Here is a 24,968-nt window from a genome sequence, read left to right as displayed (position 1 = left end):
TACACTGCGGCGCGTGAACACCCACGCCCCACTGACTCGCACGGCGCGCGACGTCTACACCGTCAGTCGCCTCAACCGCACCGTGCGCGAGCTGGTCGAGCTCACGCTCGGCGTGATCTGGGTCGAGGGTGAAATCAGCAACCTCAGTCGCCCGGCGTCCGGCCACCAGTACTTCTCGCTGAAGGACGCCAGGGCGCAGGTGCGCTGCGCCTTCTTCAAACAGCGCGCGCGGCTGTCTCGGGTCGCGCTCGAGCCGGGCAAGCAGGTGCTCGTGCGGGCCCGCGCCTCGGTGTACGAACCGCGCGGTGACTACCAGCTCATCGTCGAGAGTGTCGAGCTCGCCGGCGACGGGCTGTTGCAGCAACGCTACCAGGAGAACCTCCAACGGCTGAACGCCGAGGGCCTGTTCGATGCGGGTCGGAAGCGGGCCCTGCCGCCTTTCCCGAAGCAGATCGGCGTTGTGACGTCCGCCACCGGCGCGGCCGTGCGCGATGTCGTCGACGTGCTGCGCCGCCGCTACCCGCTGGCCCCGGTCACCGTCTACCCCACAGCCGTACAGGGTGATCGCGCGGTGCCGGGCATCGTCGCCGCCATCGGGCTCGCCAACGACCACGCCGAGGTCGACGTGCTGCTGATCGTGCGTGGCGGCGGGTCACTCGAGGACCTCTGGGCGTTCAACGACGAAGCGGTGGTCCGCGCCGTGGCCGACAGCGTGATCCCGACGGTCAGCGGCGTGGGCCACGAGGTCGACACGACCCTCTGTGACCTCGCCGCCGACACGCGAGCCCCGACCCCCTCAGCCGCAGCCGAGCTCGTGAGCCCGCCCCTTGATCAGCTGATCAGCCGGTTGGCCAGCTGCAGCCGGCGCCTGAACCGCAGCATGCAACAGCGCACGGCGCGTGCGCGTGACGGTCTCGGCCGACTCCACGCGCGCCTCGCGCGGCAGCAGCCGGAACGCCAGCTCGAAACCGCGCAACAGCGGCTCGATCTCGCCCGTGTGCGCCTCGACCGTGCGATTACCGCGCAGTTGAGCCGACACGAAACGGCCTTGCGCGCACAGACCCGTCGCCTGCGCGCGCAGTCACCCGCACGGCAACTGGCAACCCAGCGCACGACCCTCCGCCGCGTCAGCGCCCAACTCGCCCAGGCCATCCGCCACCGCGTGCAGGATGCCGAACGGCTGTTGGGCACGCAGACACGGGCACTTGACGCCGTCAGCCCGCTGGCGACGCTCGAGCGCGGCTACGCGGTCGTCAGGCGCGCCGCCGACGGCCACGTCGTGCTGGACGCTGCGCACGTCAACCCGGGCGAGCGGCTTCGCATCACGTTGCGCGAGGGTGAATTGCACGCCGATGCAAGCGACCCTGTTGAGGGGTAAGCTGAGGCGCGTTCCACCGACACACGAGGTTCAACGTGGCATCATTCAAGCCCCTCGACGACGCCTTCGCCGTCAGTGCTCAGATCAGCCTTGACGACGTCCACACCGCAGCACAACAGGGTTTCAAGCACATCATCTGCAACCGCCCTGACAACGAAGACCCGGGCCAGCCGGATTTTGCCGAGATCAGTGCTGCCGCGTCGAAGCTCGGTCTCACGTCGCACCACATCCCGTTCGACAACACAAGCCTGTCGCCTGCTGTCATCGACACGATGCAGGACACACTCGCCACGCTCGACGGCCCGGTGCTGGCCTATTGCAGATCCGGCACGCGCTGCAGCATCGCCTGGAGCGCGCTGCAACGGCGTGCCGGGCGGGACAGGGGCGAGATCGAGGCAAGCACCACGGCCGCTGGCTATGCACTCGAGCCACAACGCGGTGTGATCGACGCCCTCGCCGAGTGAGCGGCTTTCGTTTGCACGGAAACACCCCGCCGGTCGGTGGGCCAGCGCAGCCGTTTTTGCTTTGCAATTCGGTGCTGATCATGCTATCAAGTCCGGCTTGATTTAGCGGGGAGGCACTCACGCATGGCCGCAAAGAAAAAAGCCGCCGCGAAGAAAGCGACTGCAAGCGCGAAACGGACGGCGAAGGCAGCGTCGGCAACACCGTCGGACAGCGGCGCGAAACGGGCTGCTGCGCCGACGAAAGAGACCGCTGCGGCCAAGAAGACGGCTGCCAAGAAGACGGCTGCGGCCAAGAAAACGGCTGCCAAAAAAACGGCTGCGAAGAAGACTGCCGCGAAGACAACAGCTGCGAAAAGGACTGCCGCGAAGAAAAAGGCAGCCAAGAAGACCTCGGCCAAAAAGGCTGCCAGCACAAAAAAAACCGCCACCGTGAGCAAGGCCCCGGTGGTGAAGGCCAAAAAGACCGCGTCTGCTACAAAAAAGGCGAAAGCTGCCGACACAGGCGCCGCAGCGGCACCCAAATCGCCGCCCAAACCGACACCCCGAAAAACGACCAAGACCGACACTGTGCCCACTGCCTCACAACCGACCGACAACCTCGACGACTACATGAATGCCGAGCAATCCGAGCACTTCCGCTCGAAACTGCTCGAATGGAAGCGCCAGCTCATGGAAGAGGTCGACCGCACCGTCGACCACATGAAGGACGACGCAACCAATTTTCCGGACCCGAACGACCGCGCCACACAGGAAGAGGAGTTCAGCCTGGAACTGCGCACACGCGACCGCGAGCGCAAGTTGATCAAGAAAATCGACGATTCGCTGCGGGACATCGACAGCGGCGACTACGGTTATTGCGAGAGCTGCGGCATCGAGATCGGCGTAGCCCGCCTCGAAGCCCGCCCGACCGCGACGCTGTGCATCGACTGCAAGACGATGGAAGAAATCCGCGAGCGTCAGTCGGCCTGACCTGCCCCACCGCGCCGTGACCCCCACCGGGCGGTTCGCACCGTCACCGTCCGGGCCGCTGCACGCCGGCTCCCTGCTGGCAGCACTCGCAAGCTACGTGGACGCGCGCCAGCGCGGGGGCCGCTGGTTTGTCCGCATTGACGATCTCGACCCGGCCCGCAGCAGTCCGGATGCGACACGCGATATCCTGTGCTGCCTCGCGGCACACGGCCTGCACCACGACGGGCCCGTGCGCCACGCCTCTGCACAGCGCGACCGCCATCAACAGACCCTCGACACGCTCTGGCAAGGCGGACACGTGTACGCGTGCCGCTGCAGTCGCGCGGTGTTGCGTGCGCGTGCTGACGACGTGGGTCACACGCGCTACGTCGGCACCTGCCGGTCGCTCGACCTGCCTCGCACCGGCCACGCCGCCCGCCTACGGGTCGACGCCACCCCGGCGCAGTGGTGCGATGCCCTGGGCCGGCAGCTGTTCGAGCGGGTCGACGCGGCCGTCGCCGACTTCGCGGTGCAGCGGCGCGACGGGGTGATCGCCTACCAGTTGGCTGTGGTTGTTGACGACGCCATCGAACGGGTGACCGACGTGGTACGCGGCGCCGACCTGCTCGACAACACCGGTCGCCAGGTGTACCTGCACCGCGTCCTGGGACTCGCCACACCACGCTACCTGCATGTCGCCGTGGTGCATAGCAGCGATGGCCGCAAGCTCAGCAAATCGAACGGGGCCAGTGCTGTCGACCCGAACACAGCGCTGGCAAACCTCCGTTCAGCCTGGCAGCGACTCGGCCAGGCGCCGCCGCCGGCCGACCTCCGGGACACCGACGCCTTTCTCGTCTGGGCCACGGCCCACTGGCAGCGCGAGCGGGCCGCGTGCGACCGCGTTCCACCAGCCTGATTGCTGCACCGATTTGACGGAATCACGCGCAGAGCGTTACCTTGAGTAACAACGCGCGAGGATCCCGTGGCCCCTCAGTCCCCCGAACCCAGCCCGCCGCGCGGGCGGCTTGACTATACCCTGCTGGCAGTTGCGCTCGGGGTTTTGCTGTTCAATTCGCCGCTTTTCGCCTGGTGGACGGCGGTGAAACCACCGTGGTTCCTGCCCTATCTGTTCTGGGGACTGTTGATTCTCGCCATTGCGTTGTGTCAATTCGGAACACGGCGCGATGATTAGCCTCTGGGTGTTGGTCGGCACGGCCGTCGGCTACCTGGGTGTTCTCTTCCTGATCGCCTGGGCAGCCGACAACGGCTTGATCCCGCGGTGGGTCATCCGCCACCCGATCACCTACACCCTGTCGCTGGGGGTGTACGCGACCTCCTGGACCTACTACGGCAGTGTCGGGTTCGCCCGCAGCGAGGGGATCGGCTTTCTGACGATCTACCTCGGGCTTACGCTCGCCTTCGCCGCCACGCCGTTCCTGCTGCAACCGATCCTGCGGCTGGTGCGCGAGTACCAGCTCTCGTCGTTGGCCGACCTGCTCGCCTTCCGCTTTCGCGGGCGGGTGACCGGCGCGCTGGTGACCGGGCTCATGTTGATCGGCCTGATCCCGTACCTGTCACTGCAGGTCCGTGCGATCACGCAATCGACCAACCTGCTGGTGGCGGACACCGAGAGCGACCTCATGGCAATCGCGTTCTGCGCGACCCTGGTGGTGTTTACCGTGCTGTTCGGCGCCCGGCACCTGACACCGCGCGAGCGCCACGCCGGACTGGTGGCGGCAATCGCGTTCGAGAGCGCGGTCAAACTCATCGCGCTGCTGTCGGTCGGCGCGTTCGCCTGGTTCGGGGTGTTCGGTGGCGGGCAACTGGGCGAGTGGCTCGCGGCCAACCCCGAGGCACTGGCCAGCCTCTACGAGCCGGTCGCCGAAAGCTCCTGGACCAGCCTCATGGTGCTGTCATTTTGCGCGGCCTTTCTGCTGCCCCGGCAGTTCCACATGATGTTCACCGAGAACGACAACCCGCGGTCGTTGCACATCGCGTCCTTCGCGTTTCCGCTGTACCTGCTGCTGTTGAATCTCCCGATCATCCCGATCCTCTGGGCCGGCCAGCACCTGGTGCCCGGCACCCCGGCAGACATGTACGTGCTCGCGATCACACGTCACGCCCAGGGTGACTGGCTGACCGTGCTGGCCTTTGTCGGTGGCATCTCGGCCGCCAGCGCGATGATCATCGTGACCACGCTGTCGCTGTCGGCCATGTGCATGACCCACTGGTTTCTGCCCGCGGGCCTGCGCCGCGCCAACCTCCGACTCGACCTGCACCGCAGCATCCTCTGGGGACGCCGGTGCCTGATTGCGTTGATCATGCTGCTGACCTACGGCTTTTACCGCATCATCGAGCTCAACGCCGGGCTCGCGCAGATGGGCTTGATCAGTTTCGTTGCCGTGGCCCAGTTTCTCCCAGGCGTGTTGGCCCTGCTGTTCTGGTCGCGCGCGACCCAGGAAGGCTTCCTGCTCGGCCTCGCCGGCGGCGCGGCGGTGTGGTTCGGCACCCTGATCCTGCCGCTGGTGACTCACATCGATCTGCTCGACCAGCCGCTGTTGGTGCAACAGTTGATCGGCGGCGGCCAGACGGTCTGGTCCGACGCCACCTTCTGGAGTCTGACGGTCAACGGCACGCTGCTGGTGATCGGCTCCCTGCTGACACGCCCGACACTGCCCGAGATCGAGGCCGCCGAGATCTGTGTGAGCAACATGGAGCGCCCATTGACCGGCACCGTCGCCGCTCTGTCGCCCGACCAGTTCGAACGCCAGTTGAGCAACGTCATGGGGCGCAAGGCCGCGCGTCGCGAGGTCGAGACAGCGATGTCGGAGTTGCAACTGAACGCCAAGACAATCACACCGACGCAGCTCCGGCAGCTGCGAGAACGCATCGAGCGCAACCTCTCGGGATTGCTTGGGCCGGTGTTGGCACGGCTCATCGTCGACGATCGTTTGCTGTTGAAACAGCGCACCCACGAGGCGCTGTCCGACAGCATGCGCTTCATGGAGGGCCACCTCGAGCAGTCGCGCACACAGCTGCGCGGCGCGATGCGGCAACTCGACGACCTGCGCCGCTACCACCGCGACGTGCTGCGCGAGCTGCCGATAGGCGTCTGTTCACTTGACGGCCAGGGCACCATCGTGATCTGGAATTCGGCGATGAAGCAAATCACCGGCATCGAGGCCGTGCTCGCCGAGGGCCGCATTCCCGCCACCCTGCCCGCCCCCTGGAACACCGTGCTCACCGGCTTTGTCGCCGGCACTGACACGCAACGCAGCGAGCGGCTCAGTGGCGACGCCGACACACACCGCTCGATCAATCTGCACAAGTCGAGCATTGAAACCAGCATGGACGCGCCCCAGGCGCGCAACGGCCTCGTGATCCTAGTCGAGGACCGCACCGCCGTCGAAACGCTGGAGGCCGAGTTGGCGCACTCCGAACGGCTCGCCTCGATCGGCCGCTTTGCCGCCGGGGTCGCACACGAGATCGGCAACCCGCTGACCGGCATCGACAGCATTGCGCAGAACCTCGCCTACGAGGACTCGCGTTCGGCAATCGAACAGGCGAGTGAGGACATCGTCACCCAGACACGCCGAATCGGTGCCATCGTGAAGTCGTTGCTGGCTTTTTCGCGTGGCGACCCCCTGGCCCCGCTCGATCGCCAGACCTTCGAGCTGCAGGCCTGCATCGACGAGGCCTGCGCCCTGGTCGCGCTCGACGAGCGCGCCCGCACGCGACACGTCCAGGTGAGCTGCCCACGCGGCCTGGAGCTGACCGGCGACCCGCAGAAAATCATGCAGGTCATCGTCAACCTGCTGAGCAACGCGTGCGATGCCTCAGACCCCGGTGACGAGATCCGCATCGACGTGCGGCAGCATGGCAACCATGCCCTGATTTCAGTCGTCGACCAGGGTTGCGGTATCGACCCCGCCCACACTAAGCGTCTGTTCGAACCCTTCTTCACGACCAAACACGCCAACCGCGGCACCGGGCTCGGGCTGCCACTGGTGCACGCGATCGTCAACGAACACGGCGGGAAGGTCTCAGTTCAAAGCACGCGCGGGGCCGGTACGACCTTCCGCGTCACCTTGCCCATGCCCCACACACAACTCACACGCCTGCACGCCTCATGAGCCGACTGTTGATCATCGACGACGAATCCGTCATCAGAAAGGCGCTGCGCCGCTTCTTTGAACGGTCCGGTTTCGACGTGGAAGTCTGCGGCTCGATCGAGGACGCCTCCGCACTGCCGCTGGCGAGCTTCGACATCATCATCAGCGACCTGCGGCTGCCCGGCGAGCCCGGCACCGCCATCCTGAAGTTGGTGGACAAGGTCCCGGTCATCATCATGACCAGCTACGCCAGTGTGCGCTCCGCCGTCGACGCGATCCGCGAGGGCGCGATCGACTACATCAGCAAGCCTTTCGACCACGAAGAGTTGCTGTTGCTGGTCGAGCGCACGCTCGCGGTCGGCCGCGATCGGCGGCAACGGTCCGCCCTCGAACACGACATCGCGCGGGACTACCCAAGCGATTCGCTGATCGGCGACAGCGACGCCATGCGCACCGCGGTCAACCACATGGAGAAAGTCGCACCGATCGACATGCCGGTGTTGATCTCGGGCGAGTCCGGTACCGGCAAGGAGCTGTTCGCGCGTGCCATCCACAACCGCAGCACACGCCGGCACGGGCCCTTCGTGACCGTGAACTGCGGCGCCGGTGGCGACGGCATGATCGAGGAGAGCCTGTTCGGCCGCGAGACCGGCGACGGGAACGGGCAGTCAGCGGCAAAGCAGGGCCTCGCTGAAGCCGCCAACGGCGGTACCCTGTTTCTCTCGGCGGTCGACGCCCTGCCCGCCGATGCCCAGGCGCGCCTGCTGCAGCTGCTGCGCCACGGTGATGTGCGGCCGATCGGGGCGAGCTACACCCGCAAGGTAGACGTGCGCATCCTCGCGTCGACCCGCTTCGACCTGTCCAACGCGGCGGCGGAAAACCGCTTCGACACGGCGCTGCTCTACACCCTGCGTGTGGTCGAGATCACCCTGCCGCCACTGCGCGATCGGCGGACGGACGTGCCGGTGCTCGCGCACCACTTTCTGCGCCGATCGGCCGAGCGGCTCAACCGCCAGCTCGACGGATTCGAGCCCGAGGCCTTGAGCGCGCTGAACGCCTACCACTGGCCAGGCAACGTGCGCGAACTCGGCAACGCGGTCGAGCGCGCCGCGATCCTCAGCGACGGCCCGCACGTGCTCGCCAGCCAGTTGGCCCTGGACGCGCAGGTCAGCACGCCACCGGCGGCCGACCTGAGCCTTGACGACTACTTTCGGCACTTCGTCGAAACCCACCAACAGCAACTCACCGAGACCGAGTTGGCGGCTCGGCTGGGGATCAGCCGCAAGGCCCTGTGGGAACGGCGTCAGCGTATGGGAATACCACGCCAGCGCGGCAACGCTGTTTAGTTTGGTAACAGTTTCGGCCAAAGCCCGTTCTCACATGCGGACCTCCAATCAGAACGTGCTGATTTCTCTCGGAAAATGGTTCGAATGACACACAAGGTGCAGACAGGAATAATAGTTCCAGGGACGCTACCCCGTTGATTGCCACAGGAGACCCGCGCATGTCTGACGAGACGCTCTACCCGGTGCCAGCCGATTTCGGCGACGGCAACACCCTGACGCCCGCCGACTACGACCGCATGTACACCGAGTCGGTCGAAGACCCGGAAGGCTTCTGGGCCGGTCAGGCCAATGCGTTTCTGACCCTGAGCAAGCCCTGGGACACGGTGCTCGAGTGGGACTACCACACCGCCCATATCCGGTGGTTCGAGGGCGCCGAGCTCAACGTATCGGAGAACTGCCTCGACCGTCACCTAGCCACGCGCGGCGACCAGACGGCCATCATCTGGGAGGGCGACGACCCGGCCGACAGTCAGCACATCAGCTACCGCGACCTGCACGCTGCGGTGTGCAAGTTTGCCAACGGTATGAAATCGCTCGGTGTCGAGCGCGGCGACCGGGTCTGCATCTACATGCCGATGATCTCGGAGGCCGCGGTGGCCATGCTGGCCTGCACGCGGATCGGTGCGATCCACTCGATCGTCTTTGGCGGCTTCTCGCCCGACGCCCTGCGCGACCGCATCCTCGACGCCGAGTGCAAATTGGTCATCACCGCGGACGAGGGTCTGCGAGGTGGCAAGGCCGTGCCGTTGAAATCCAACGCGGACATCGCCGTCGGCGGCGCGGACTGCGTGCAGCATGTTGTCGTCGTCAAGCGCACCGGTGGCAGTGTCGGCTTCGAGGCGCCGCGCGACGTCTGGTACCACGAACTGGTCGATGCGGCGAGCGCCGACTGCGCCCCCGAGCAGATGGGCGCCGAGGACCCGATGTTCATCCTCTACACCTCGGGCTCCACCGGCAAGCCCAAAGGCGTATTGCACACCACGGCAGGCTACCTGCTGCAAGCCGCCACCACGCACAAGTACACCTTCGACTACCGCGACGGTGAGGTGTTCTGGTGCACGGCCGACGTCGGCTGGGTCACCGGCCACAGCTACATCGTCTACGGCCCGCTTGCCAACGGCGCCACCACCCTGATGTTCGAAGGTGTGCCCAACTACCCGACTGTCAGCCGGTTCTGGGAAGTCTGTGACAAGCACAACGTTGCAACCTTCTACACCGCGCCGACTGCCATCCGCGCGCTCATGGCCCACGGCGACGCGCCGGTCAAGAAAACCGCGCGCTCCAGCCTGCGGCTGCTCGGCACGGTCGGCGAACCGATCAACCCCGAAGCCTGGGAGTGGTACCACAAGGTGGTCGGCGACAGCCGCTGCCCGATCGTCGACACCTGGTGGCAGACCGAGACTGGCGGCCACCTGATCACGCCGCTGCCGGGCGCGATCGACCTGAAGCCAGGCTCGGCGACCAAGCCCTTCTTCGGCGTGCAGCCGGTGCTGCTCGACGACCAGGGCAACGAACTGCCGGACACCGGCGAACAGGCCGGTGTGCTAGCGATCAAGCACCCGTGGCCCGGCCAGATGCGCAGCATCTACGGCAACCACAAGCGCTTCCACGAAACCTATTTCCAGATGTACCCGGGCTACTACTTCAGCGGCGACGGGGCGCGGCGCGATGCCGACGGTTACTGGTGGATCACCGGCCGCGTGGACGACGTGATCAACGTCTCCGGCCACCGCATGGGCACCGCTGAAATCGAGTCGGCGCTGGTGCTGCACGACGCGGTCGCCGAGTCCGCCGTGGTCGGATTCCCGCACGACATCAAGGGCCAGGGCATCTACGCCTACGTCACCCTGATGGCCGGTGTCGAGGCGACCGACGCGCTGCGCGCCGACCTGGTCAAGCACGTGCGCAAGGAGATTGGTCCGATTGCCACGCCGGACGTGTTGCAGTGGGCACCGGGTCTCCCCAAGACCCGCTCGGGCAAGATCATGCGGCGCATCCTCCGAAAGATCGCGCACAACGAGATCGACAGTCTGGGCGACACGTCAACCCTCGCCGACCCGGCTGTGGTCGAGGACCTGATCGAGAACCGCGCACAAGGCTGAGGCCCGCGCGCACAGGAAAAAAACCCGGCCAATGGCCGGGTTTTTCGTGTGTCAGCCGGCGAGTCGCCGCCAGGTGTCGACCACCGTGTCGGGGTTGAGCGACACGCTCTCGATCCCCTCAGACTGCAGCCACTGTGCAAAATCGGCGTGGTCGGAGGGTCCTTGTCCACAGATGCCGACGTACTTGCCGCGGCGCAGACAGGCCTGAATGGCCATCGACAACATGGCCTTGACCGCCGGATCGCGTTCATCGAACTGTTCGGCGACCAGTTCGGAGTCACGGTCCAGCCCGAGGGTCAACTGGGTCAGGTCGTTGGAGCCGATCGAGAAGCCGTCAAACAGGTCCAGGAAGGCATCGGCGAGCACAGCGTTGGTCGGCAGCTCGCACATCATGACCACGCGCAACCCGTTCTCGCCTTTGCGCAGCCCTTGCGCAGCCATCACATCGAGCACGCGCTGACCCTCGGCCACGGTGCGCACGAACGGCACCATGAGTTCGACGTTGCTGAAGCCCATGTCCTCCCGCACACGCTTCATCGCCTCGCACTCCATGTGGAAGCAGGCCCGGAAGGCCGGTGCCACGTAGCGCGCGGCGCCGCGGAAACCCAGCATCGGGTTTTCCTCTTCGGGTTCGAAGACGTCGCCGGCGATCAGCTTGCGGTACTCGTTGGATTTGAAATCCGACAGCCGCACGATGACCTTGCGCGGCCAGAACGCCGCCGCAATCGACGCCACGCCCTCGGCCAGCTTGCTGACGAAGAAGTCTCGCGGGTCGCGGTAGCCCGCGGCGCAGGCCAGCACCTGTGAACGCGTCGCGTCGTCGAGTTTCCCGGGCTCGAGCACCGCCTTGGGGTGCACCCCGATCATGTTGTTGATGATGAATTCGAGCCGCGCCAGGCCGACGCCGTGGTTCGGCAGCTGGCCGAACTGGAACGCCAGCTCCGGGTTGCCGATGTTCATCATGACCTTGAGGTCGATCTCGGGCAGTTCGCCGGTGCTCTGGGTCGTGATCTCGACGTGTTGGCGGTCGGCGTAGACGTTGCCGGTGTCGCCCTCGGCGCAGGACACGGTCACGATGCGGCCGTCCTCGAGCCGATCGGTCGCGTCACCGCAGCCGACCACCGCCGGGATGCCGAGTTCGCGCGCGATGATCGCAGCGTGACACGTGCGGCCACCGCGGTTGGTGACGATGGCGGCAGCGCGTTTCATCACCGGCTCCCAGTTGGGGTCGGTCATGTCGGTGACGAGAACATCACCGACCTCGACGCGGTCCATCTCGGAGGCGTCCTTGACCAGCCGCACCGGGCCGATGCCGATCTTCTGGCCGATCGCACGCCCCTCGGTGAGCAACTCGCCGGTGGTCTTGAGTGCGTAGCGCTCCGTCGTGCCGACGGTCTCGCGGCTTTTGACCGTCTCGGGACGCGCTTGCAGAATGAAGAGTTCGCCGGTGCGGCCGTCCAGTCCCCACTCGATGTCCATCGGACGGTCGTAGTGGCGCTCGATCGTCACCGCGTACCGCGCGAGCTGCTCGACCTGCGCATCGGTCAGTGAAAAGGCCTGCTGCTCGGCGGGTGTCACGTCGACGGTCTGCACCGAGTGTCCCGCGCTGGTGTCGTCGGTGAACACCATCTTGTGCTGCTTGCTGCCGAGGTTCCGGCGCACGATCGCGTGGCGACCCTGGGCCAGCATCGGCTTGTGCACGTAATACTCATCCGGGTTGACCGCACCCTGCACCACGGTCTCGCCGAGGCCGTAGCTCGAGGTGATGAACACCACGTCCTGGAAACCCGATTCGGTGTCGAGTGTGAACATGACGCCAGCGGCGCCGGTGTCGGAGCGCACCATCTGCTGTACACCGGCCGACAACGCCACCTGGCTGTGGTCGAATCCCTGGTGAACGCGGTAGCTGATGGCGCGGTCGTTGTAGAGCGAGGCGAACACGTGGTGAATGGCCTCCACCACATTGTCCTCGCCGACGATGTTGAGAAAACTCTCCTGCTGGCCGGCGAACGACGCATCGGGCAGGTCTTCCGCCGTTGCGGACGAGCGCACGGCGACGCTCAGGGTCGGGTCGGCTGTCACCATCTCGCGGTAAGCCGAGCGGATGGCGTGGTCGAGCGTCTCGGGAAACGGGGTGCGCATGATCCAGTCGCGAATCTCGCCGCCGGTGCGCGCGAGCGCAGTCACATCGTCCGGGTCCAGGGCGTTCAGCGCCTGATCGATGCGCTGATCCAGGCCGTCGGTGGCGAGAAACTCGCGGTAGGCCGCCGCCGTGGTGGCAAACCCGCCCGGCACCCGGACGCCGGTGCTCGCGAGCTGGCTGATCATCTCGCCCAGCGAGGCGTTCTTGCCCCCGACCGCCTCGACATCGGTCATGCGGAGGTCGCGGAAATCCGTGGTGTAGTCAGACTGAGCCATGGGCGCTATCCCGATTTGAGGCCACAGACGGGGCCGATTCGTGAAAAAGGTGGCACAACTCTATAACGGGTCACGGGGATTATCGGTGACCGTGTCTACAATTTGAAACATTCTTCGCGCAGGGTGAGGACAGCATGGGTTGGACGACGCGAACCGTGTTCTACGTCTCGGACAGCACCGGTATCACCGCCCAGACCCTCGGTCACAGCCTGATGTCACAGTTCGAGGCGATCGAGACCCACGCGGTGGTGGTGTCCTTCGTGACCGGACGGGAACAGGCTGAAGCCTGCGTTGCCCGGATTCGGGCGGCGGCCGAGACCTCCGTTCACCGCCCGCTGGTGTTTTCCACGCTGGTGGACAAGGACATCGCCGCGGTCATCGATCAGGCCGACGCCTTGCACATGGACCTGTTCCGCAGTTTCCTGACACCGCTCGAGCGTGAGCTCGGCATGAAGTCGACGCACTATGTCGGCCGTTCCCACGCCACCGTCGACACTTCGCAGTACATTCGGCGCATGGACGCGGTGAACTACACGCTGCAGCACGACGACGGCCAGAGCCACCAACACCTCGACCACGCAGAGGTGATCCTGGTCGGCGTGAGCCGAAGCGGCAAGACGCCGACCAGCCTCTACCTCGCCATGCACTACGGCATTTACGCCGCGAACTACCCGCTGATCCCGGAGGATTTCGAGCGCGATGCCCTGCCCGGGGTGCTCGAATCCCACACGAACCTGCTGGTCGGCCTGACCATCGACCCGGCGCGACTGTCGTCCATCCGCAGCGAACGGCGCCCGAACTCACGTTACGCCGCGCTGGCGTCGTGCCGTGCCGAGACGGTGGCCGCCGAACGCCTGATGAGCCGCCACGCAATTCCGTGGCTCGACTCCACCGCGAAGTCGATCGAAGAACTCTCTGCCGAGATCGTGCAGCTGCGCGAGTTGGACGCGCCGCTGCTGTAGGCCGCATCAGCGACCGGCTTCGAGTGCAGCGATGCGCTGGTCGAGCGGCGGGTGTGTCGAGGCGAGTTTCTGCATCAGGCTGCCACGGCCACCCAGAATGCCGAACGCGGCCATGCTGTCCGGCAGGCCCTCGGGATCGTGCACCCGTTGCAACGCCTTGAGCGCGTTGATCATGCCCTGACGCGACGCGAGTTCGGCACCGGCGCGGTCGGCGACAAACTCCCGGCGGCGCGAGAACCACGCGGCAATGAAACTCGCGAGGATGCCGAGCACGAACTCTGCGACCAGACTGACGAGCATGTACACCATGTAGTTGCCGCGCTGGCCGTCCCGTCCGCCACTGGCGATCTGGCCGATGATGCGCGCGAAAAAAATGACAAAGGTGTTCAACACGCCCTGGATCAGGCCCATGGTGACCATGTCACCGTTCGCCGCGTGGCCGACCTCGTGGCCGAGCACTGCCTCGACTTCGTCGCGTTGCATGTGCTGCAGCAAGCCGGTGCTGACCGCGATCAGCGAATTGTTGCGGTTCATGCCCGTGGCGAAGGCGTTGGGCTGAGGCGAATCGAAGATACCGACTTCGGGTTTGCCGATGCCGGCCTGCTCGGCCTGCCGGTAGACCGTGTCGCGCAGCCAGCGCTCGGTCTCGTTCGCCGGCTGCTCGATCACGTGCACCCCCATACCGCGCTTGGCCAGGGTCTTCGACATGGCCAGCGAGATGAACGAGCCTGCGAAGCCGGCGATCAGTGCGAAGAGGAACAGGCCCTCGTAGTTGCCGGGCCCGAGCATTCGATCGATGCCGAGCAAACGCGAGGTGATGCTGAACACCAGCATCACCGCGGCATTGGTGGCGAGAAACAACACGATGCGCATCATGAGGTCAACCTCGGTGTATCCGGTTGTGCGGGTATCAGCCTAACGTTGGGGCCTCACTGCGGCAAACGCAAGGGACCTTGCCACGCCCTCATTTGCGCTCGACGGTGACCCGCGCCACCTTCTGGAACCCGCGCGGCAATTTGCGGCCACGCTTGCCCGGCTCGCCCAGGTAGTCGTCGAGGTCGCGGAACGACAAGGCCGTGTGTCGCTTGCCTGCAAACAGCTTGAGCACACCGCGCTGCGGCACGACCGCAACCGCACACATCGACTCGGTCCCGGACTTGACCTTCGCCGACGGGATGTTCATCAGCCGCATGCCCTTGCCCTTGCTCATCTCACCGACTTCGGCCAGGTCGAACACCAGCAGGTTGCCCGACGAACTGATGCAGGCCACCCGGTCGGTCCCTGGATCGCCCACCTGAGCGGGGTGCAGCACCGTCGCACCCGCCGGTAGCGAGAGCACGGCCTTGCCGGTCTTGTTGCGGCTCGTGAAGACTTGGATCGTGCTCTGGAACCCGTAGCCCGCGCTGCTCGCGAGCAGGTAGCGGGCGTTGGGGGCACCGTGCAAGGCGGCAACAAAGGTCGCGCCGTCGGGCGATTTCACGTGGCCCGACAGGGGCTCTCCGAGGCTGCGCGCCGACGGCAGACTGTGCGCAGAGATCGCGTAGCTGCGCCCGGTGGAGTCGAGGAACACCGCCGGGTGGTTGCTGCGTGTGCGCGAGTGACTCCGGTAGCCATCTCCGGACTTGTAGTTCAGTGTGACCGGATCGAGCTCGTGGCCCTTGCCCGATCGTATCCAACCGCGCTCGGACAACACGACCGTGATCGGTTCGGCCGGCACCAGGTCGGTGTCGGACATCGCGGCCGCGGCCTCACGCACGACGATCGGCGAGCGACGCGCGTCACCGTAGGTCTCGGCGTCGGCGAGCAGCTCCTTCTTGACCAGCGTCTTGAGCCGACGGTCCGACCCGAGCGTTTTCTCGAGCGACTGCCGCTCGGCCTCGAGCGCCTCCTGCTCCGCGCGGATCTTCATTTCCTCGAGCCGCGCCAGGTGCCGCAGGCGGGTGTCGAGGATGTAGTCAGCCTGAATCTCACTGAGATCGAAGCGGGCCATCAACACGGGTTTGGGTTCGTCCTCGGTGCGGATGATCCGGATCACCTCGTCGAGGTTCAGGAAGGCGATCAGCAGGCCGTCCAACTTGTGCAGCCGCGCCATCACGGCTTCGAGGCGGTGCGTCAGGCGTCGCCGGACGGTCTCGGTGCGAAACACCAGCCATGCGCTGAGCAGCTCGCGCAGGTTGAGCACACCCGGCCGACCGTCGAGCCCGATCACGTTGATGTTGACGCGGTAGTGCTTCTCGAGGTCGGTGGTGGCGAACAGGTGGCGCATCAAGGCATCGGCGTCGACCCGGTTGGTGCGCGGCACGATCACCAGCCGCGTCGGGTTCTCGTGGTCCGACTCGTCGCGCAGGTCCTCCACCAGGGGCAGCTTCTTCGCGTGCATCTGCGCGGCGATCTGCTCGAGCACCTTGGCTGGTGACGCCTGGTGCGGCAGCGCGGTGACGACGATGTCGTTGCCCTCGCGTTCGTACACCGCACGCTGGCGCACCGAGCCGTTGCCGGTCTCGTACAGCCGGGCGATATCCTCCGGCGAACTGATGATTTCGCCGTGCGTCGGGAAATCCGGCCCCTGGATGTGGGTCAGGAGCTCCGCGACGGTGGCGCGCGGCTTTTCGAGCAGGTGCACACAGGCGGCAACCACCTCCCGCAGGTTATGCGGCGGGATGTCGGTCGCCATGCCGACCGCGATACCCGTGGTGCCGTTCAGCAGCACATGCGGCAGGCGCGAGGGCATGACCGCGGGTTCGCTCAAGGTGCCATCGAAGTTCGGCACCCAATCCACCGTCCCCTGGCCGAGCTCCTGCAACAGGGTCTTGGCGAAGGGCGTCAGACGCGCCTCGGTGTAGCGCATTGCGGCAAAGGACTTCGGGTCGTCCGGCGAACCCCAGTTGCCCTGACCGTCCACCAGCGGGTAACGGAAAGAGAACGGCTGGGCCATGAGGACCATGGCTTCGTAACAGGCGGAGTCGCCGTGCGGGTGAAACTTGCCCAGCACGTCGCCGACGGTGCGTGCCGATTTCTTGTATTTCTGTCCGGCCGAGAGCCCGAGTTCGCTCATCGCGTAGATCAGCCGTCGCTGAACCGGCTTCAGCCCGTCACCGAGGTGCGGCAGGGCGCGATCGAGAATCACGTACATCGAGTAGTCGAGGTAGGCTTTCTCGGTGAATTCCCGCAGCGGTTGCTGCTCCGTCTCGTCGAATCCGGTCATGGGTGGGCGGTGTGCGAACTGTGTGCAATGCGGTTCATCATATACCATGGCCTTCAGTTTTCACGGCGCCACCACCCGCAAGCAACCCCATCACATGACAAGTCCGGTTACGCCCACCACCGCACCACCCTACGAGTCGATCGCCGCCTTTCGTGCACACACCCGGGCGCACCAGGACATGCTCGAGTGGTGCGCCAAGCGGATCGACGCGCTCAACGGACACCTGAATGCCCTGCGCGAGGTGCACCACCCGCCGATCAGCGCCAATGAAGGCCCCCTGCGGGGCGTACCCATCACTGTCAAGGACAACATCGGCGTCACGGGCTTCGAGACCTGGGCGGGTACGGCGGCGGCCCTGCCGCCCCGCTGGGCCGAGAGCGGCGAACTGATCGAGCGCCTCGAGGTTGCGGGCGCAGTCGTGACCAGCAAGAGTCACTGCGCGGAATTCGCCTTCGGCGGCAGCGGGTTCAACCCGCACCACGGCACACCGCGCAACCCCTTCGACCCCCACATCCACCGCGCTCCAGGCGGGTCGAGCAGCGGCACCGCCGTCGCTGTGGCGAGCGGCATGGCGTGGATCGGTGTCGGAACCGACACGGGCGGGTCGGTGCGGGTGCCTGCGAGTCTCTGCGGCTGCGTGGGCTTCAGGCCCACCCACGGTCGCTGGCCGACCGACGGCATCCTGCCGCTGAGCCCACTGTTCGACGACCCCGGCATCATCGCGCGGAACGCCGCCGACCTGAGCCTGGTCGCCGCAGCAATCGACCGCGTCAACCCGCGCGCCGCCCTCACGCTCGCCGGCGTGCGCTTCGCCACCGTCCCCGACCAGTTTCTGAGTGCCTGCGACGCCGACGTGCAGACCGCCTGGCGGCGAGCCTGCCGGCGCGCGGGACCCAGTGTCTCGTCGATGGGTGGCGCGGCGCAGCGGCTGCTGCAAGACGCCTTCGAGATGCTCGACAACGGGCCGAACACCGCTGCGAGCAACTGCGCACGCCTGATCGAGGCGGAGTTGCCGGGGTGGCGCGAGCGGCTGACGCCGCACGTGAGCCGTTTGCTGAACGAACACGCCGGTGTGCCGGAGGACATCATCGCCTCGCGCCACGCCCGGGTGCGCGAACTGCGGGCGGAGCAGGCAACGCTGTTCGGCGACGCCGACTTTCTGCTGTGCCCGACCTGTCCGGTGAGCGCACCGGCGGTGGCGATGCTCGACAACGAGAGCTACTACGAGCGCTACAGCAACCTGTTGCTGCGCTACACGGTTTTCCCGAGCCTGTTCGGGTGTTGCGCCGTCAGCCTGCCGATGGGGCGGGACACACACGGCATTCCAATGGGGCTGCAGATCATCGGCCGAGACGACGACGATCAGCGCCTGATCGCCTGCGCACGGACGCTCGAGGCCGCCTTGAATGACACGGCGGCCGACTGAGTTCGCGCTACATCCAGCCCTGAAGGCGGTAGAGCACGACCGCCGCCCACTCGCGCATCGCCACGGCGGTTTTCTGCAGACCGCTGATCTGTGGCAACCAAGCGCCCCAGGGGATGGCCGGTTGCGCCTCGGGTGCGACGGCGTGGGCGCACACCGTGAACCCCGCCTGCTCGAAGGTGCCGCGCGCCCGCGCCATGTGCGCCGCGCTGGTAACCAGCACGATGTCGAGCTCGGTCTCGTGCTGCGCCAGCAACGCAGCCGTAAACGTTGCGTTCTCGAGCGTGTTGCGCGAGCTCGATTCCTCGATCAACCGCACGCCGTCGAAGCGCGCGGCGTGGGGTTGCAGGAACGCCGCCATGGCCGCGGCCTCGGTGAAACGGTCGCTGTGCCGAAAACGGCCACCGCCTGCGAGCACCACCGTGGCGCCCTCGCGCAGCAACGGCACCGCGGCAAACGCTCGGCGCCAGGACAGGTGCGAGAGCTGCTCCGCCGGCAGGTCGACCGGGTAACGGGTGTCGAGGCCTGCACCGAGCACCACCACCGTGTTGCTGCTGGCCGCGTGGCAGGCCCGCAACGGCTGCTGACGTTCGAGTGTCACCAACCAGAGGTTACCGGTCGCCGGTGACGCCACCACCACCAGGCTGAGCGCCAGCGCCGCTTCGCCGAGCCCGGAACGCCCCACGAACCACGCGCGCGCCATCAGCACCACTGCAAGCAGAAACGGCCAGAGCACCGGATCGAGCACGTAGTGCACGTCACGCAGACCCGGCGTCGAGCGACGACAGGTCGTCGTCTGCCGTGCGGTTGAACTTGTGGCCTCGGTGCAGGTTGTAGCGCAGCCACTTGTACAGAAAGCGGTTGAGGGTCCAGCTGCGCTGCAGGTCGCGCACCTCGCGGCGCTCGAGCCGATTGCCGTGAATCAAACCGCTCATCGCCTCGGCCGAGCGCGCGTCGTGGTACACCCGCACGCAGAGGTCGGGTTTATCGACGCGCCCGGACCCAGGCGCGAACTCGTAGCTGAGGTTGACCGTGGTGGTGTAGCGGCTGCGCTCGAGCACACGCAAACGCAAGTCAAGGCAATCGGGCAGCACTGACCAGTACTCCCCCGCGGCCAGCTGAGCCAGATCCGGCACCAGCAGACGCATGTTCAGGTAGTTCTGCTCGTAGAGCGCCATCAGGCGCGTCAGCGGCGCGTGCGCGAGCGGTCGCTCACCGGCCTTGAAATACATGCGCCCCTCGCCGGTTGCCAAACGCCGTCGCCCGCACACGGGCGGAACGCGCCAAACTGCCCTGTTCCAGGATTGGTGGTATCATGGTTGGTTGGATACGTATCACTCCCAAGAGGCCCTTGCCACAGTATGGCAAAAGAAGAACCCATCCAGATGGAAGGCGTCGTCGCCGACACCCTCCCCAACACCATGTTTCGCGTTGAGTTGGAGAATGGCCACCAGGTGACAGCGCACATCTCCGGCAAAATGCGCAAGCACTACATCCGCATCCTCACCGGCGACAAGGTCACGGTCGAGCTGACGCCCTACGATCTCTCCAAGGGGCGCATCGTCTACCGCAGCCGCTGAGAGCACACGTGCACGCCGCGCGCGGCGGTGTGCACCTGCGTGACGGACATCGCCCGCCCCGTCCCGCGACTCAGGCGGGCAGCGACTCGTCGTCGAACGAGAACGACAACTGGCTGTCGTTGCCCACCGACACCGTGACCGTCCCGCCCTTGGCGAGCTTGCCGAACAGGATCTCGTCCGCCAGCGGCCGCTTGATCTTCTCCTGGATGACCCGGCGCATCGGCCGCGCCCCCATGTTCGGATCGAATCCGTGCTCCGCGAGCCACGCCCGCGCCGACTCGTCCACGATCAGCTGGATGTGCTTCTCGGCCAGTTGGCTCTCGAGTTCGATCACGAACTTGTCAACCACGCTGGTGATCACCTTCGCGTCGAGCGCGTCGAACTGCACGATGGCGTCGAGGCGGTTGCGGAACTCCGGTGTGAACGTCCGGTTGATCGCCTCCATGCCGTCGGTCGTGTGGTCCTGCTCCACGAAGCCGAGCGTGCGACGACTGATCGACTCCGCACCGGCGTTGGTGGTCATCACCAGAATGACGTTGCGGAAGTCGGCTTTGCGGCCGTTGTTGTCGGTCAGCGTACCGTGGTCCATCACCTGCAGCAGCAGGTTGAACACCTCAGGGTGCGCTTTTTCGATCTCGTCAAGCAACACCACGGCGTGCGGGTTCTTCAGCACCGCGTCGGTCAGCAGACCGCCCTGGTCGAAACCGACGTAGCCCGGCGGCGCACCGATCAGGCGCGACACGGTGTGCCGTTCCATGTACTCGGACATGTCGAAGCGCACCAGCTCGATGCCCATGACCTGCGCCAACTGGCGTGTGACTTCGGTCTTGCCGACGCCCGTCGGGCCGGCGAAGAGGAAACTGCCAATCGGTTTGTCGACCACACCGAGTCCGGAACGCGCCATCTTGATGGACGTCGCCAGCGTGTCAATGGCCTTGTCCTGCCCGTAGACCAGCAGCTTGAGGTCGCGCTCGAGGGTGCGCAGCTTGTCGAGGTCGGTGCTGGACACGTTCTTCTCGGGGATGCGCGCCATCTTCGCAACGATCGCCTCGACGTCGGACTGGTTGATTTTCTTCTTGCGCTTCGAGGCCGGCTGCAGGCGCCGGTTGGCACCCGCTTCGTCGATCACGTCGATCGCCTTGTCAGGCAGGAAACGGTCGTTGATGTAGCGGTCCGACAACTCCGCCGCCGCGCGCAACGCGTCCGCGGTGTAGGTGACGTCGTGGAAGGTCTCGAAGTTCGGCTTGAGCCCCTTGAGGATGTTGAACGTCTCCTCGACGGACGGCTCCGGCACGTCGATCTTCTGGAAACGGCGCGCGAGCGCCTTGTCCTTTTCGAAGATGCCGCGGAATTCCTGGTAGGTGGTCGAGCCCATGCATTTCAGCTCGCCGGTGGCGAGCATCGGCTTGATCAGGTTTGACGCATCCATCACCCCAACCGAGGCCGCACCGGCGCCGATGATGGTGTGGATCTCGTCGATGAACAGCACCGCATTGGGCTCCTGCTTGATCTGCGCGAGGATGCTCTTGAGGCGCTTCTCGAAGTCGCCGCGGTACTTGGTGCCGGCGACCAGCGCACCAAGATCGAGTGAGTAGATCACCGCCTCAGAGAGCACTTCCGGCACGTCTTCCTCGACGATCTTCTTCGCCAGACCTTCGGCGATGGCGGTCTTGCCGACGCCGGCCTCACCGACCAGCAGCGGGTTGTTCTTGCGCCGGCGGCACAGCACCTGAACGGCGCGCTCGATCTCGTGGTCGCGGCCGATCAGCGGATCGATCGCACCCTCGGCCGCGCGCTGGTTCAGGTTGGTGGCGAACTTCTGCAGCGGCTTCTCCGCCTGGTTCTCGTCGCTGCCGCCGTCGTTGACGGTGGAGTCCTCGTCGTCGCTCTCCTCGTCGCGCGACTTCGAAATGCCGTGCGAGATGAAATTCACCACGTCGAGGCGGGAGATGTTCTGCTTGCCCAGCAGGTAGACGCTGTGGCTGTCCTGTTCGCCAAACACGGCGACCAGCACGTTCTCGCCACTGACTTCCTTCTTGCCAGACGACTGCACGTGAAACACCGCACGTTGCAACACGCGCTGGAAACCGAGCGTCGGCTGGGTGTCGCGCGTGTCACTGTCGTCCAGCAGCGGCGTGTTCTTCTCGATGTAGCTGCGCAACTCCTCGCGCAATTCCTCGACGTGGCCACCGCATGCGCGAATCACTTCGGCGGCCTGCGCGTTATCAATCAACGCCAGCATCAGGTGCTCGACGGTCATGAACTCATAGCGCTGCTCGCGCGCCTTACGAAAGGCCCCGTTCAGGGTTTCCTCGAGTTCTTTGCTCAGCATCGTTAACCTCTAGTTCGGTGTGGTCTTCGCCTGCAACCCGCCTCAGGCTTCTTCCATCTGACACAACAACGGGTGTTGGTTGTCGCGTGCAAACTGATTGACGAGCGTCACCTTGGTCTCGGCGACGTCCCGTGCGTACACGCCACACACGCCCTTCCCTCGCGTGTGCACGTGCAACATGACCTGCGTGGCCGCTTCGCGGTTCATTGCGAAGAACTTTTCGAGCACGAGAACAACAAACTCCATCGGCGTGTAATCGTCGTTGACGAGCACGACCTGATACAGCGGCGGCGGCTTCAATGCCGGTTTGGCTTCCTCGGTGGCGAGGCCACCTTGGTCTTCGTGTTCCTCGCGCCTGCCCATACTCGGATTCCGTGTCTGACTGCCCAGATAGCAGGTTACATGCCGCGCCTTTCCAGCGTATTTCGGCTGGTTTTCGGGTGTCTACATGTCCCCACGAACAGTATAGGTTGGGGCGCCGACGCGGCAAATCAATGCCGCTGCGGACGCGCTGGCGGCAACCGACCCGGGCGGTCGAGGTGATATGCTTCATGCTGACACACGCCCCCCGCTTCCCGTGCCCCCAGCTTACCAACTTGTCGACACGCAACTCGACCTCGACACGCTCGCCGCCACCCTGTCCACCGTGCCCTGGGTCGCCGTCGACACCGAGTTCATGCGGGAGAGCACCTACTACCCCGAGCTCTGTCTGCTGCAGTTGGCCACCGCGGACTGGTGCGCGTTGGTCGACCCGCTCGCCGACGTCGACCTGACTGCGCTCTGGGAAGCGCTCTACCGACCCGAGCTCCGCACCGTGTTCCACGCGGCCTCGCAGGACCTCGAACTGTTTACGTTGCACCGGGGCGCACCGCCATCGGCGGTGTTCGACACGCAGGTCGCTGCGCCGTTGCTCGGCCACGCGGAGGGCATTGGCTACGCGCGTCTGGTCGAGGCAGTGACCGGCGTGGCACTGCCCAAGGACCAGACACGCGCGGATTGGTCCGCGCGCCCGTTGTCCGACAGCGCGCTGCGCTACGCAGCCAACGACGTGGTGTATCTTGCGCAGATCTACCCCGAGATGTCGGCGGCGCTCGAGCGCGCCGGCAGGCTCGACTGGCTGGCACCCGAGTGGGCCGCGCTCGGCGACGTCGAACGCTACCGACGCCCGCCGGACGCGGTCGCGCAGCGGCTCAAGGGCATCGACCGGTTCAACCCGCCACAGCAGGCGCGCGCCCAGGCCCTCGCCATCTGGCGCGAGGCGGAGGCGCAGGCGGCCAACCTGCCACGCGGCTGGGTGCTGAGCGACCAGGCCTTGAACGCCCTGGCGCGCAAGAACCCGACGGACGCCCGCGCACTGGCGCGCCTGCGCGACCTCAAGCCGGCCACCGTGTCCAGCCACGGCACCGCGCTGCTGCGGGTCTTGCGCGAGGCACCGGATGCGCCACGGTATCCGGTCAAACGCCGCCGGAAGTCGGCCGACTCGCTCGCCCAACGCTGCCTGCTCGATGCGCTGGCCGCGCACGTGTCCGTGATTGCGCTCGCGCGCCAGATCCACCCCGACGCCCTGGCTTCACGCGCGCAGTTGGCAAGCTGGCTCGAGAACGGTGATGGCGGTTTCGACACGGCGTGGCGCGATGCGCTGCTCGACGCCCCCCTGCGCGCGGTGCTCAGGGGTTCGGTGTTACTGCAGGTGCGCGACGGTGCTGTCAGCGCGGTGGATGCACAGGGGGGTGCAAGCGGCTGACGCGCGCCCTCAGATCAGAAAACCGGTGGCGAAAGTGGTGACCGAACACGCGATCGCCACCGCTGCACCGATCGACCACGAGCGGCACCGACGGCGCGCAGTCTCATCGGGCGCGAGCTCGGCTTGCGGCAGACCGAATGCCCCGAACTCGGCGCCGAGCATGCTGCCTTCGGCGCCCCGTTCGATGTCGGCCCGCAGGCGTTGTGAGCGAAACACGGCGTACACGCCGCACAACGCAAACGCACACGCCAGCAGCCAGATCAGGGAAGTGGTGTCGCTCATGGTGGGTCGTCAGCCTCGGGGTCTGTGTCGCTCTGCTGAGACTACGCGGGACGGTCCTGGCGATTTGTGGCCTGTGCCGCATTCCCGGGCGAGGCCGCAGCCGAGTTGATACCATGTAGCGCTCCCCGGCCGCCCGAGGCGGACACACACGGACACACCCCGCGCCATGCAGCGACACAAGCATTTCTACGTCTCCTGGGAAGAACTCCACCGTGACACGCGCACGCTGGCGGCACGCCTGCTGCCCGCATCACAGTGGCGCGGCGTGATCGCCATCTCGCGCGGCGGGCTGATCCCGGCCGCGATCATCGCGCGCGAGCTGAACCTTAGGCTGGTCGACACCATTTGCGTTGCCAGCTACGACTACACGGAACAGGGTGACATTCAATTGCTGAAGAACGTTGTGGGCGACCACGACGGCGAGGGCATGCTGCTTGTCGACGACCTCGTCGACACCGGCGCCACGGCGACGTTCGTGCGCGACCTCGTGCCAAAAGCCCGTTTCGTGACCGTGTACGCGAAGCCGGCAGGCCGCGGTACGGTCGACGACTTCATCGAGGAAGTGGGCCAGGACACCTGGATCAACTTCCCCTGGGACATGGCATTGGAACGCAACATTCCGCTGGTCGACCAGGTTGCCGACACCGAACCCACTCCCCTCTGAGCTGCCAT

Annotated in this window: 21 protein-coding genes; 13 read left to right on the top strand and 8 right to left on the bottom strand. The window is 65.9% G+C overall.

Annotation, left to right across the window (positions count from 1 at the left end; translation table 11 throughout):
* Nucleotides 1–13: 13 nt before the first annotated feature.
* From xseA to acs, 8 genes are all read left to right on the top strand, one after another.
* Nucleotides 14–1,378, top strand: coding sequence for an exodeoxyribonuclease VII large subunit (gene xseA / locus AAGA11_09055; protein MEM9602999.1), 1,365 nt, complete (start codon nt 14–16; stop codon nt 1,376–1,378).
* 35 nt (nt 1,379–1,413) lie between these two features.
* Nucleotides 1,414–1,842 (top strand): TIGR01244 family sulfur transferase, encoded by a 429-nt coding sequence (locus tag AAGA11_09050; GenBank protein ID MEM9602998.1) that lies wholly within the window; start codon nt 1,414–1,416, stop codon nt 1,840–1,842.
* Nucleotides 1,843–1,965: 123 nt separating this feature from the next.
* Nucleotides 1,966–2,811: an RNA polymerase-binding protein DksA gene (dksA, locus tag AAGA11_09045; protein ID MEM9602997.1), complete on the top strand. Its 846-nt coding sequence runs from the start codon at nt 1,966–1,968 to the stop codon at nt 2,809–2,811.
* Between the two features lie 16 nt (nt 2,812–2,827).
* Complete coding sequence (gluQRS, locus tag AAGA11_09040; GenBank protein MEM9602996.1) at nt 2,828–3,706, top strand: tRNA glutamyl-Q(34) synthetase GluQRS; 879 nt, start codon at nt 2,828–2,830, stop codon at nt 3,704–3,706.
* 66 nt (nt 3,707–3,772) lie between these two features.
* Nucleotides 3,773–3,982: a hypothetical protein gene (locus AAGA11_09035; protein ID MEM9602995.1), complete on the top strand. Its 210-nt coding sequence runs from the start codon at nt 3,773–3,775 to the stop codon at nt 3,980–3,982.
* A complete protein-coding gene (locus AAGA11_09030) occupies nt 3,975–6,923 on the top strand; it encodes an ATP-binding protein (GenBank protein ID MEM9602994.1) in 2,949 nt (982 codons plus the stop codon). The genes AAGA11_09035 and AAGA11_09030 overlap by 8 nt, the downstream gene beginning before the upstream one ends.
* Entirely contained in the window at nt 6,920–8,248 is a 1,329-nt protein-coding gene (locus tag AAGA11_09025) for a sigma-54 dependent transcriptional regulator (GenBank protein ID MEM9602993.1), read from the top strand. Before AAGA11_09030 ends, AAGA11_09025 begins: the two co-directional genes overlap by 4 nt.
* A 158-nt stretch (nt 8,249–8,406) precedes the next feature.
* On the top strand, nt 8,407–10,350 hold the full coding sequence (acs, locus tag AAGA11_09020) for an acetate--CoA ligase (GenBank protein MEM9602992.1): 1,944 nt from the start codon (nt 8,407–8,409) through the stop codon (nt 10,348–10,350).
* Nucleotides 10,351–10,401: 51 nt separating this feature from the next.
* Here acs and ppsA read toward each other — a convergent pair whose 3' ends face one another.
* Nucleotides 10,402–12,768, bottom strand: coding sequence for a phosphoenolpyruvate synthase (gene ppsA / locus AAGA11_09015; protein ID MEM9602991.1), 2,367 nt, complete (start codon nt 12,766–12,768; stop codon nt 10,402–10,404).
* Nucleotides 12,769–12,902: 134 nt separating this feature from the next.
* On the opposite strand from ppsA, the gene AAGA11_09010 reads away from it, so the two are divergent.
* Nucleotides 12,903–13,730 (top strand): pyruvate, water dikinase regulatory protein, encoded by an 828-nt coding sequence (locus tag AAGA11_09010; protein ID MEM9602990.1) that lies wholly within the window; start codon nt 12,903–12,905, stop codon nt 13,728–13,730.
* 6 nt (nt 13,731–13,736) lie between these two features.
* On the opposite strand, the gene htpX is transcribed toward AAGA11_09010, so the two are convergent.
* Both htpX and parC read right to left on the bottom strand, forming a co-directional pair.
* Nucleotides 13,737–14,606, bottom strand: coding sequence for a protease HtpX (gene htpX, locus AAGA11_09005; protein ID MEM9602989.1), 870 nt, complete (start codon nt 14,604–14,606; stop codon nt 13,737–13,739).
* Nucleotides 14,607–14,694: 88 nt separating this feature from the next.
* Nucleotides 14,695–16,935, bottom strand: a complete 2,241-nt coding sequence (gene parC / locus AAGA11_09000; protein MEM9602988.1) for a DNA topoisomerase IV subunit A — start codon at nt 16,933–16,935, stop codon at nt 14,695–14,697.
* Between the two features lie 94 nt (nt 16,936–17,029).
* Here parC and AAGA11_08995 point away from each other — a divergent pair, with 94 nt between their 5' ends.
* Complete coding sequence (locus tag AAGA11_08995; protein ID MEM9602987.1) at nt 17,030–18,361, top strand: amidase; 1,332 nt, start codon at nt 17,030–17,032, stop codon at nt 18,359–18,361.
* Between the two features lie 7 nt (nt 18,362–18,368).
* Here AAGA11_08995 and AAGA11_08990 read toward each other — a convergent pair whose 3' ends face one another.
* Together AAGA11_08990 and AAGA11_08985 are read right to left on the bottom strand one after the other, a co-directional pair.
* A complete protein-coding gene (locus AAGA11_08990) occupies nt 18,369–19,115 on the bottom strand; it encodes a YdcF family protein (GenBank protein MEM9602986.1) in 747 nt (248 codons plus the stop codon).
* A 1-nt stretch (nt 19,116) separates the two neighbouring features.
* Nucleotides 19,117–19,590, bottom strand: coding sequence for a DUF1249 domain-containing protein (locus AAGA11_08985; GenBank protein MEM9602985.1), 474 nt, complete (start codon nt 19,588–19,590; stop codon nt 19,117–19,119).
* 129 nt (nt 19,591–19,719) lie between these two features.
* On the opposite strand from AAGA11_08985, the gene infA reads away from it, so the two are divergent.
* A complete protein-coding gene (gene infA / locus AAGA11_08980; GenBank protein ID MEM9602984.1) occupies nt 19,720–19,938 on the top strand; it encodes a translation initiation factor IF-1 in 219 nt (72 codons plus the stop codon).
* Nucleotides 19,939–20,008: 70 nt separating this feature from the next.
* Here infA and clpA read toward each other — a convergent pair whose 3' ends face one another.
* Both clpA and clpS read right to left on the bottom strand, forming a co-directional pair.
* A complete protein-coding gene (gene clpA, locus AAGA11_08975; GenBank protein MEM9602983.1) occupies nt 20,009–22,270 on the bottom strand; it encodes an ATP-dependent Clp protease ATP-binding subunit ClpA in 2,262 nt (753 codons plus the stop codon).
* A 42-nt stretch (nt 22,271–22,312) separates the two neighbouring features.
* The gene (clpS, locus tag AAGA11_08970; protein ID MEM9602982.1) at nt 22,313–22,633 is read right to left on the bottom strand and encodes an ATP-dependent Clp protease adapter ClpS; all 321 of its coding nucleotides are present in this window, start codon (nt 22,631–22,633) and stop codon (nt 22,313–22,315) included.
* Nucleotides 22,634–22,847: 214 nt separating this feature from the next.
* On the opposite strand from clpS, the gene AAGA11_08965 reads away from it, so the two are divergent.
* Nucleotides 22,848–24,014, top strand: coding sequence for an HRDC domain-containing protein (locus AAGA11_08965; GenBank protein ID MEM9602981.1), 1,167 nt, complete (start codon nt 22,848–22,850; stop codon nt 24,012–24,014).
* 9 nt (nt 24,015–24,023) lie between these two features.
* Here the strand turns inward: AAGA11_08965 and AAGA11_08960 are convergent, their stop codons facing one another.
* Complete coding sequence (locus AAGA11_08960) at nt 24,024–24,296, bottom strand: hypothetical protein (protein ID MEM9602980.1); 273 nt, start codon at nt 24,294–24,296, stop codon at nt 24,024–24,026.
* Between the two features lie 166 nt (nt 24,297–24,462).
* On the opposite strand from AAGA11_08960, the gene gpt reads away from it, so the two are divergent.
* The gene (gene gpt, locus AAGA11_08955; protein MEM9602979.1) at nt 24,463–24,960 is read left to right on the top strand and encodes a xanthine phosphoribosyltransferase; all 498 of its coding nucleotides are present in this window, start codon (nt 24,463–24,465) and stop codon (nt 24,958–24,960) included.
* Nucleotides 24,961–24,968 lie beyond the last annotated feature (8 nt).

It is taken from the genome of Pseudomonadota bacterium, assembly GCA_039196715.1.
Taxonomy (GTDB): domain Bacteria; phylum Pseudomonadota; class Gammaproteobacteria; order CALCKW01; family CALCKW01; genus CALCKW01.
The sequence above is the reverse complement of the archived record's forward strand: the minus strand, read 5'-3'. Positions and strand labels throughout refer to the sequence as shown.

Excerpts from the sequence above, each read along its gene's own strand:
- dksA (MEM9602997.1), top strand. The coding sequence starts at position 1,966 with ATGGCCGCAAAGAAAAAAGCCGCCGCGAAGAAAGCGACTGCAAGCGCG.
- AAGA11_09030 (MEM9602994.1), top strand. The coding sequence starts at position 3,975 with ATGATTAGCCTCTGGGTGTTGGTCGGCACGGCCGTCGGCTACCTGGGT.
- AAGA11_09025 (MEM9602993.1), top strand. The coding sequence starts at position 6,920 with ATGAGCCGACTGTTGATCATCGACGACGAATCCGTCATCAGAAAGGCG.
- acs (MEM9602992.1), top strand. The coding sequence starts at position 8,407 with ATGTCTGACGAGACGCTCTACCCGGTGCCAGCCGATTTCGGCGACGGC.
- ppsA (MEM9602991.1), bottom strand. The coding sequence starts at position 12,768 with ATGGCTCAGTCTGACTACACCACGGATTTCCGCGACCTCCGCATGACC.
- AAGA11_09010 (MEM9602990.1), top strand. The coding sequence starts at position 12,903 with ATGGGTTGGACGACGCGAACCGTGTTCTACGTCTCGGACAGCACCGGT.
- htpX (MEM9602989.1), bottom strand. The coding sequence starts at position 14,606 with ATGATGCGCATCGTGTTGTTTCTCGCCACCAATGCCGCGGTGATGCTG.
- parC (MEM9602988.1), bottom strand. The coding sequence starts at position 16,935 with ATGACCGGATTCGACGAGACGGAGCAGCAACCGCTGCGGGAATTCACC.
- AAGA11_08995 (MEM9602987.1), top strand. The coding sequence starts at position 17,030 with ATGACAAGTCCGGTTACGCCCACCACCGCACCACCCTACGAGTCGATC.
- AAGA11_08985 (MEM9602985.1), bottom strand. The coding sequence starts at position 19,590 with ATGTATTTCAAGGCCGGTGAGCGACCGCTCGCGCACGCGCCGCTGACG.
- infA (MEM9602984.1), top strand. The coding sequence starts at position 19,720 with ATGGCAAAAGAAGAACCCATCCAGATGGAAGGCGTCGTCGCCGACACC.
- clpA (MEM9602983.1), bottom strand. The coding sequence starts at position 22,270 with ATGCTGAGCAAAGAACTCGAGGAAACCCTGAACGGGGCCTTTCGTAAG.
- clpS (MEM9602982.1), bottom strand. The coding sequence starts at position 22,633 with ATGGGCAGGCGCGAGGAACACGAAGACCAAGGTGGCCTCGCCACCGAG.
- AAGA11_08960 (MEM9602980.1), bottom strand. The coding sequence starts at position 24,296 with ATGAGCGACACCACTTCCCTGATCTGGCTGCTGGCGTGTGCGTTTGCG.
- gpt (MEM9602979.1), top strand. The coding sequence starts at position 24,463 with ATGCAGCGACACAAGCATTTCTACGTCTCCTGGGAAGAACTCCACCGT.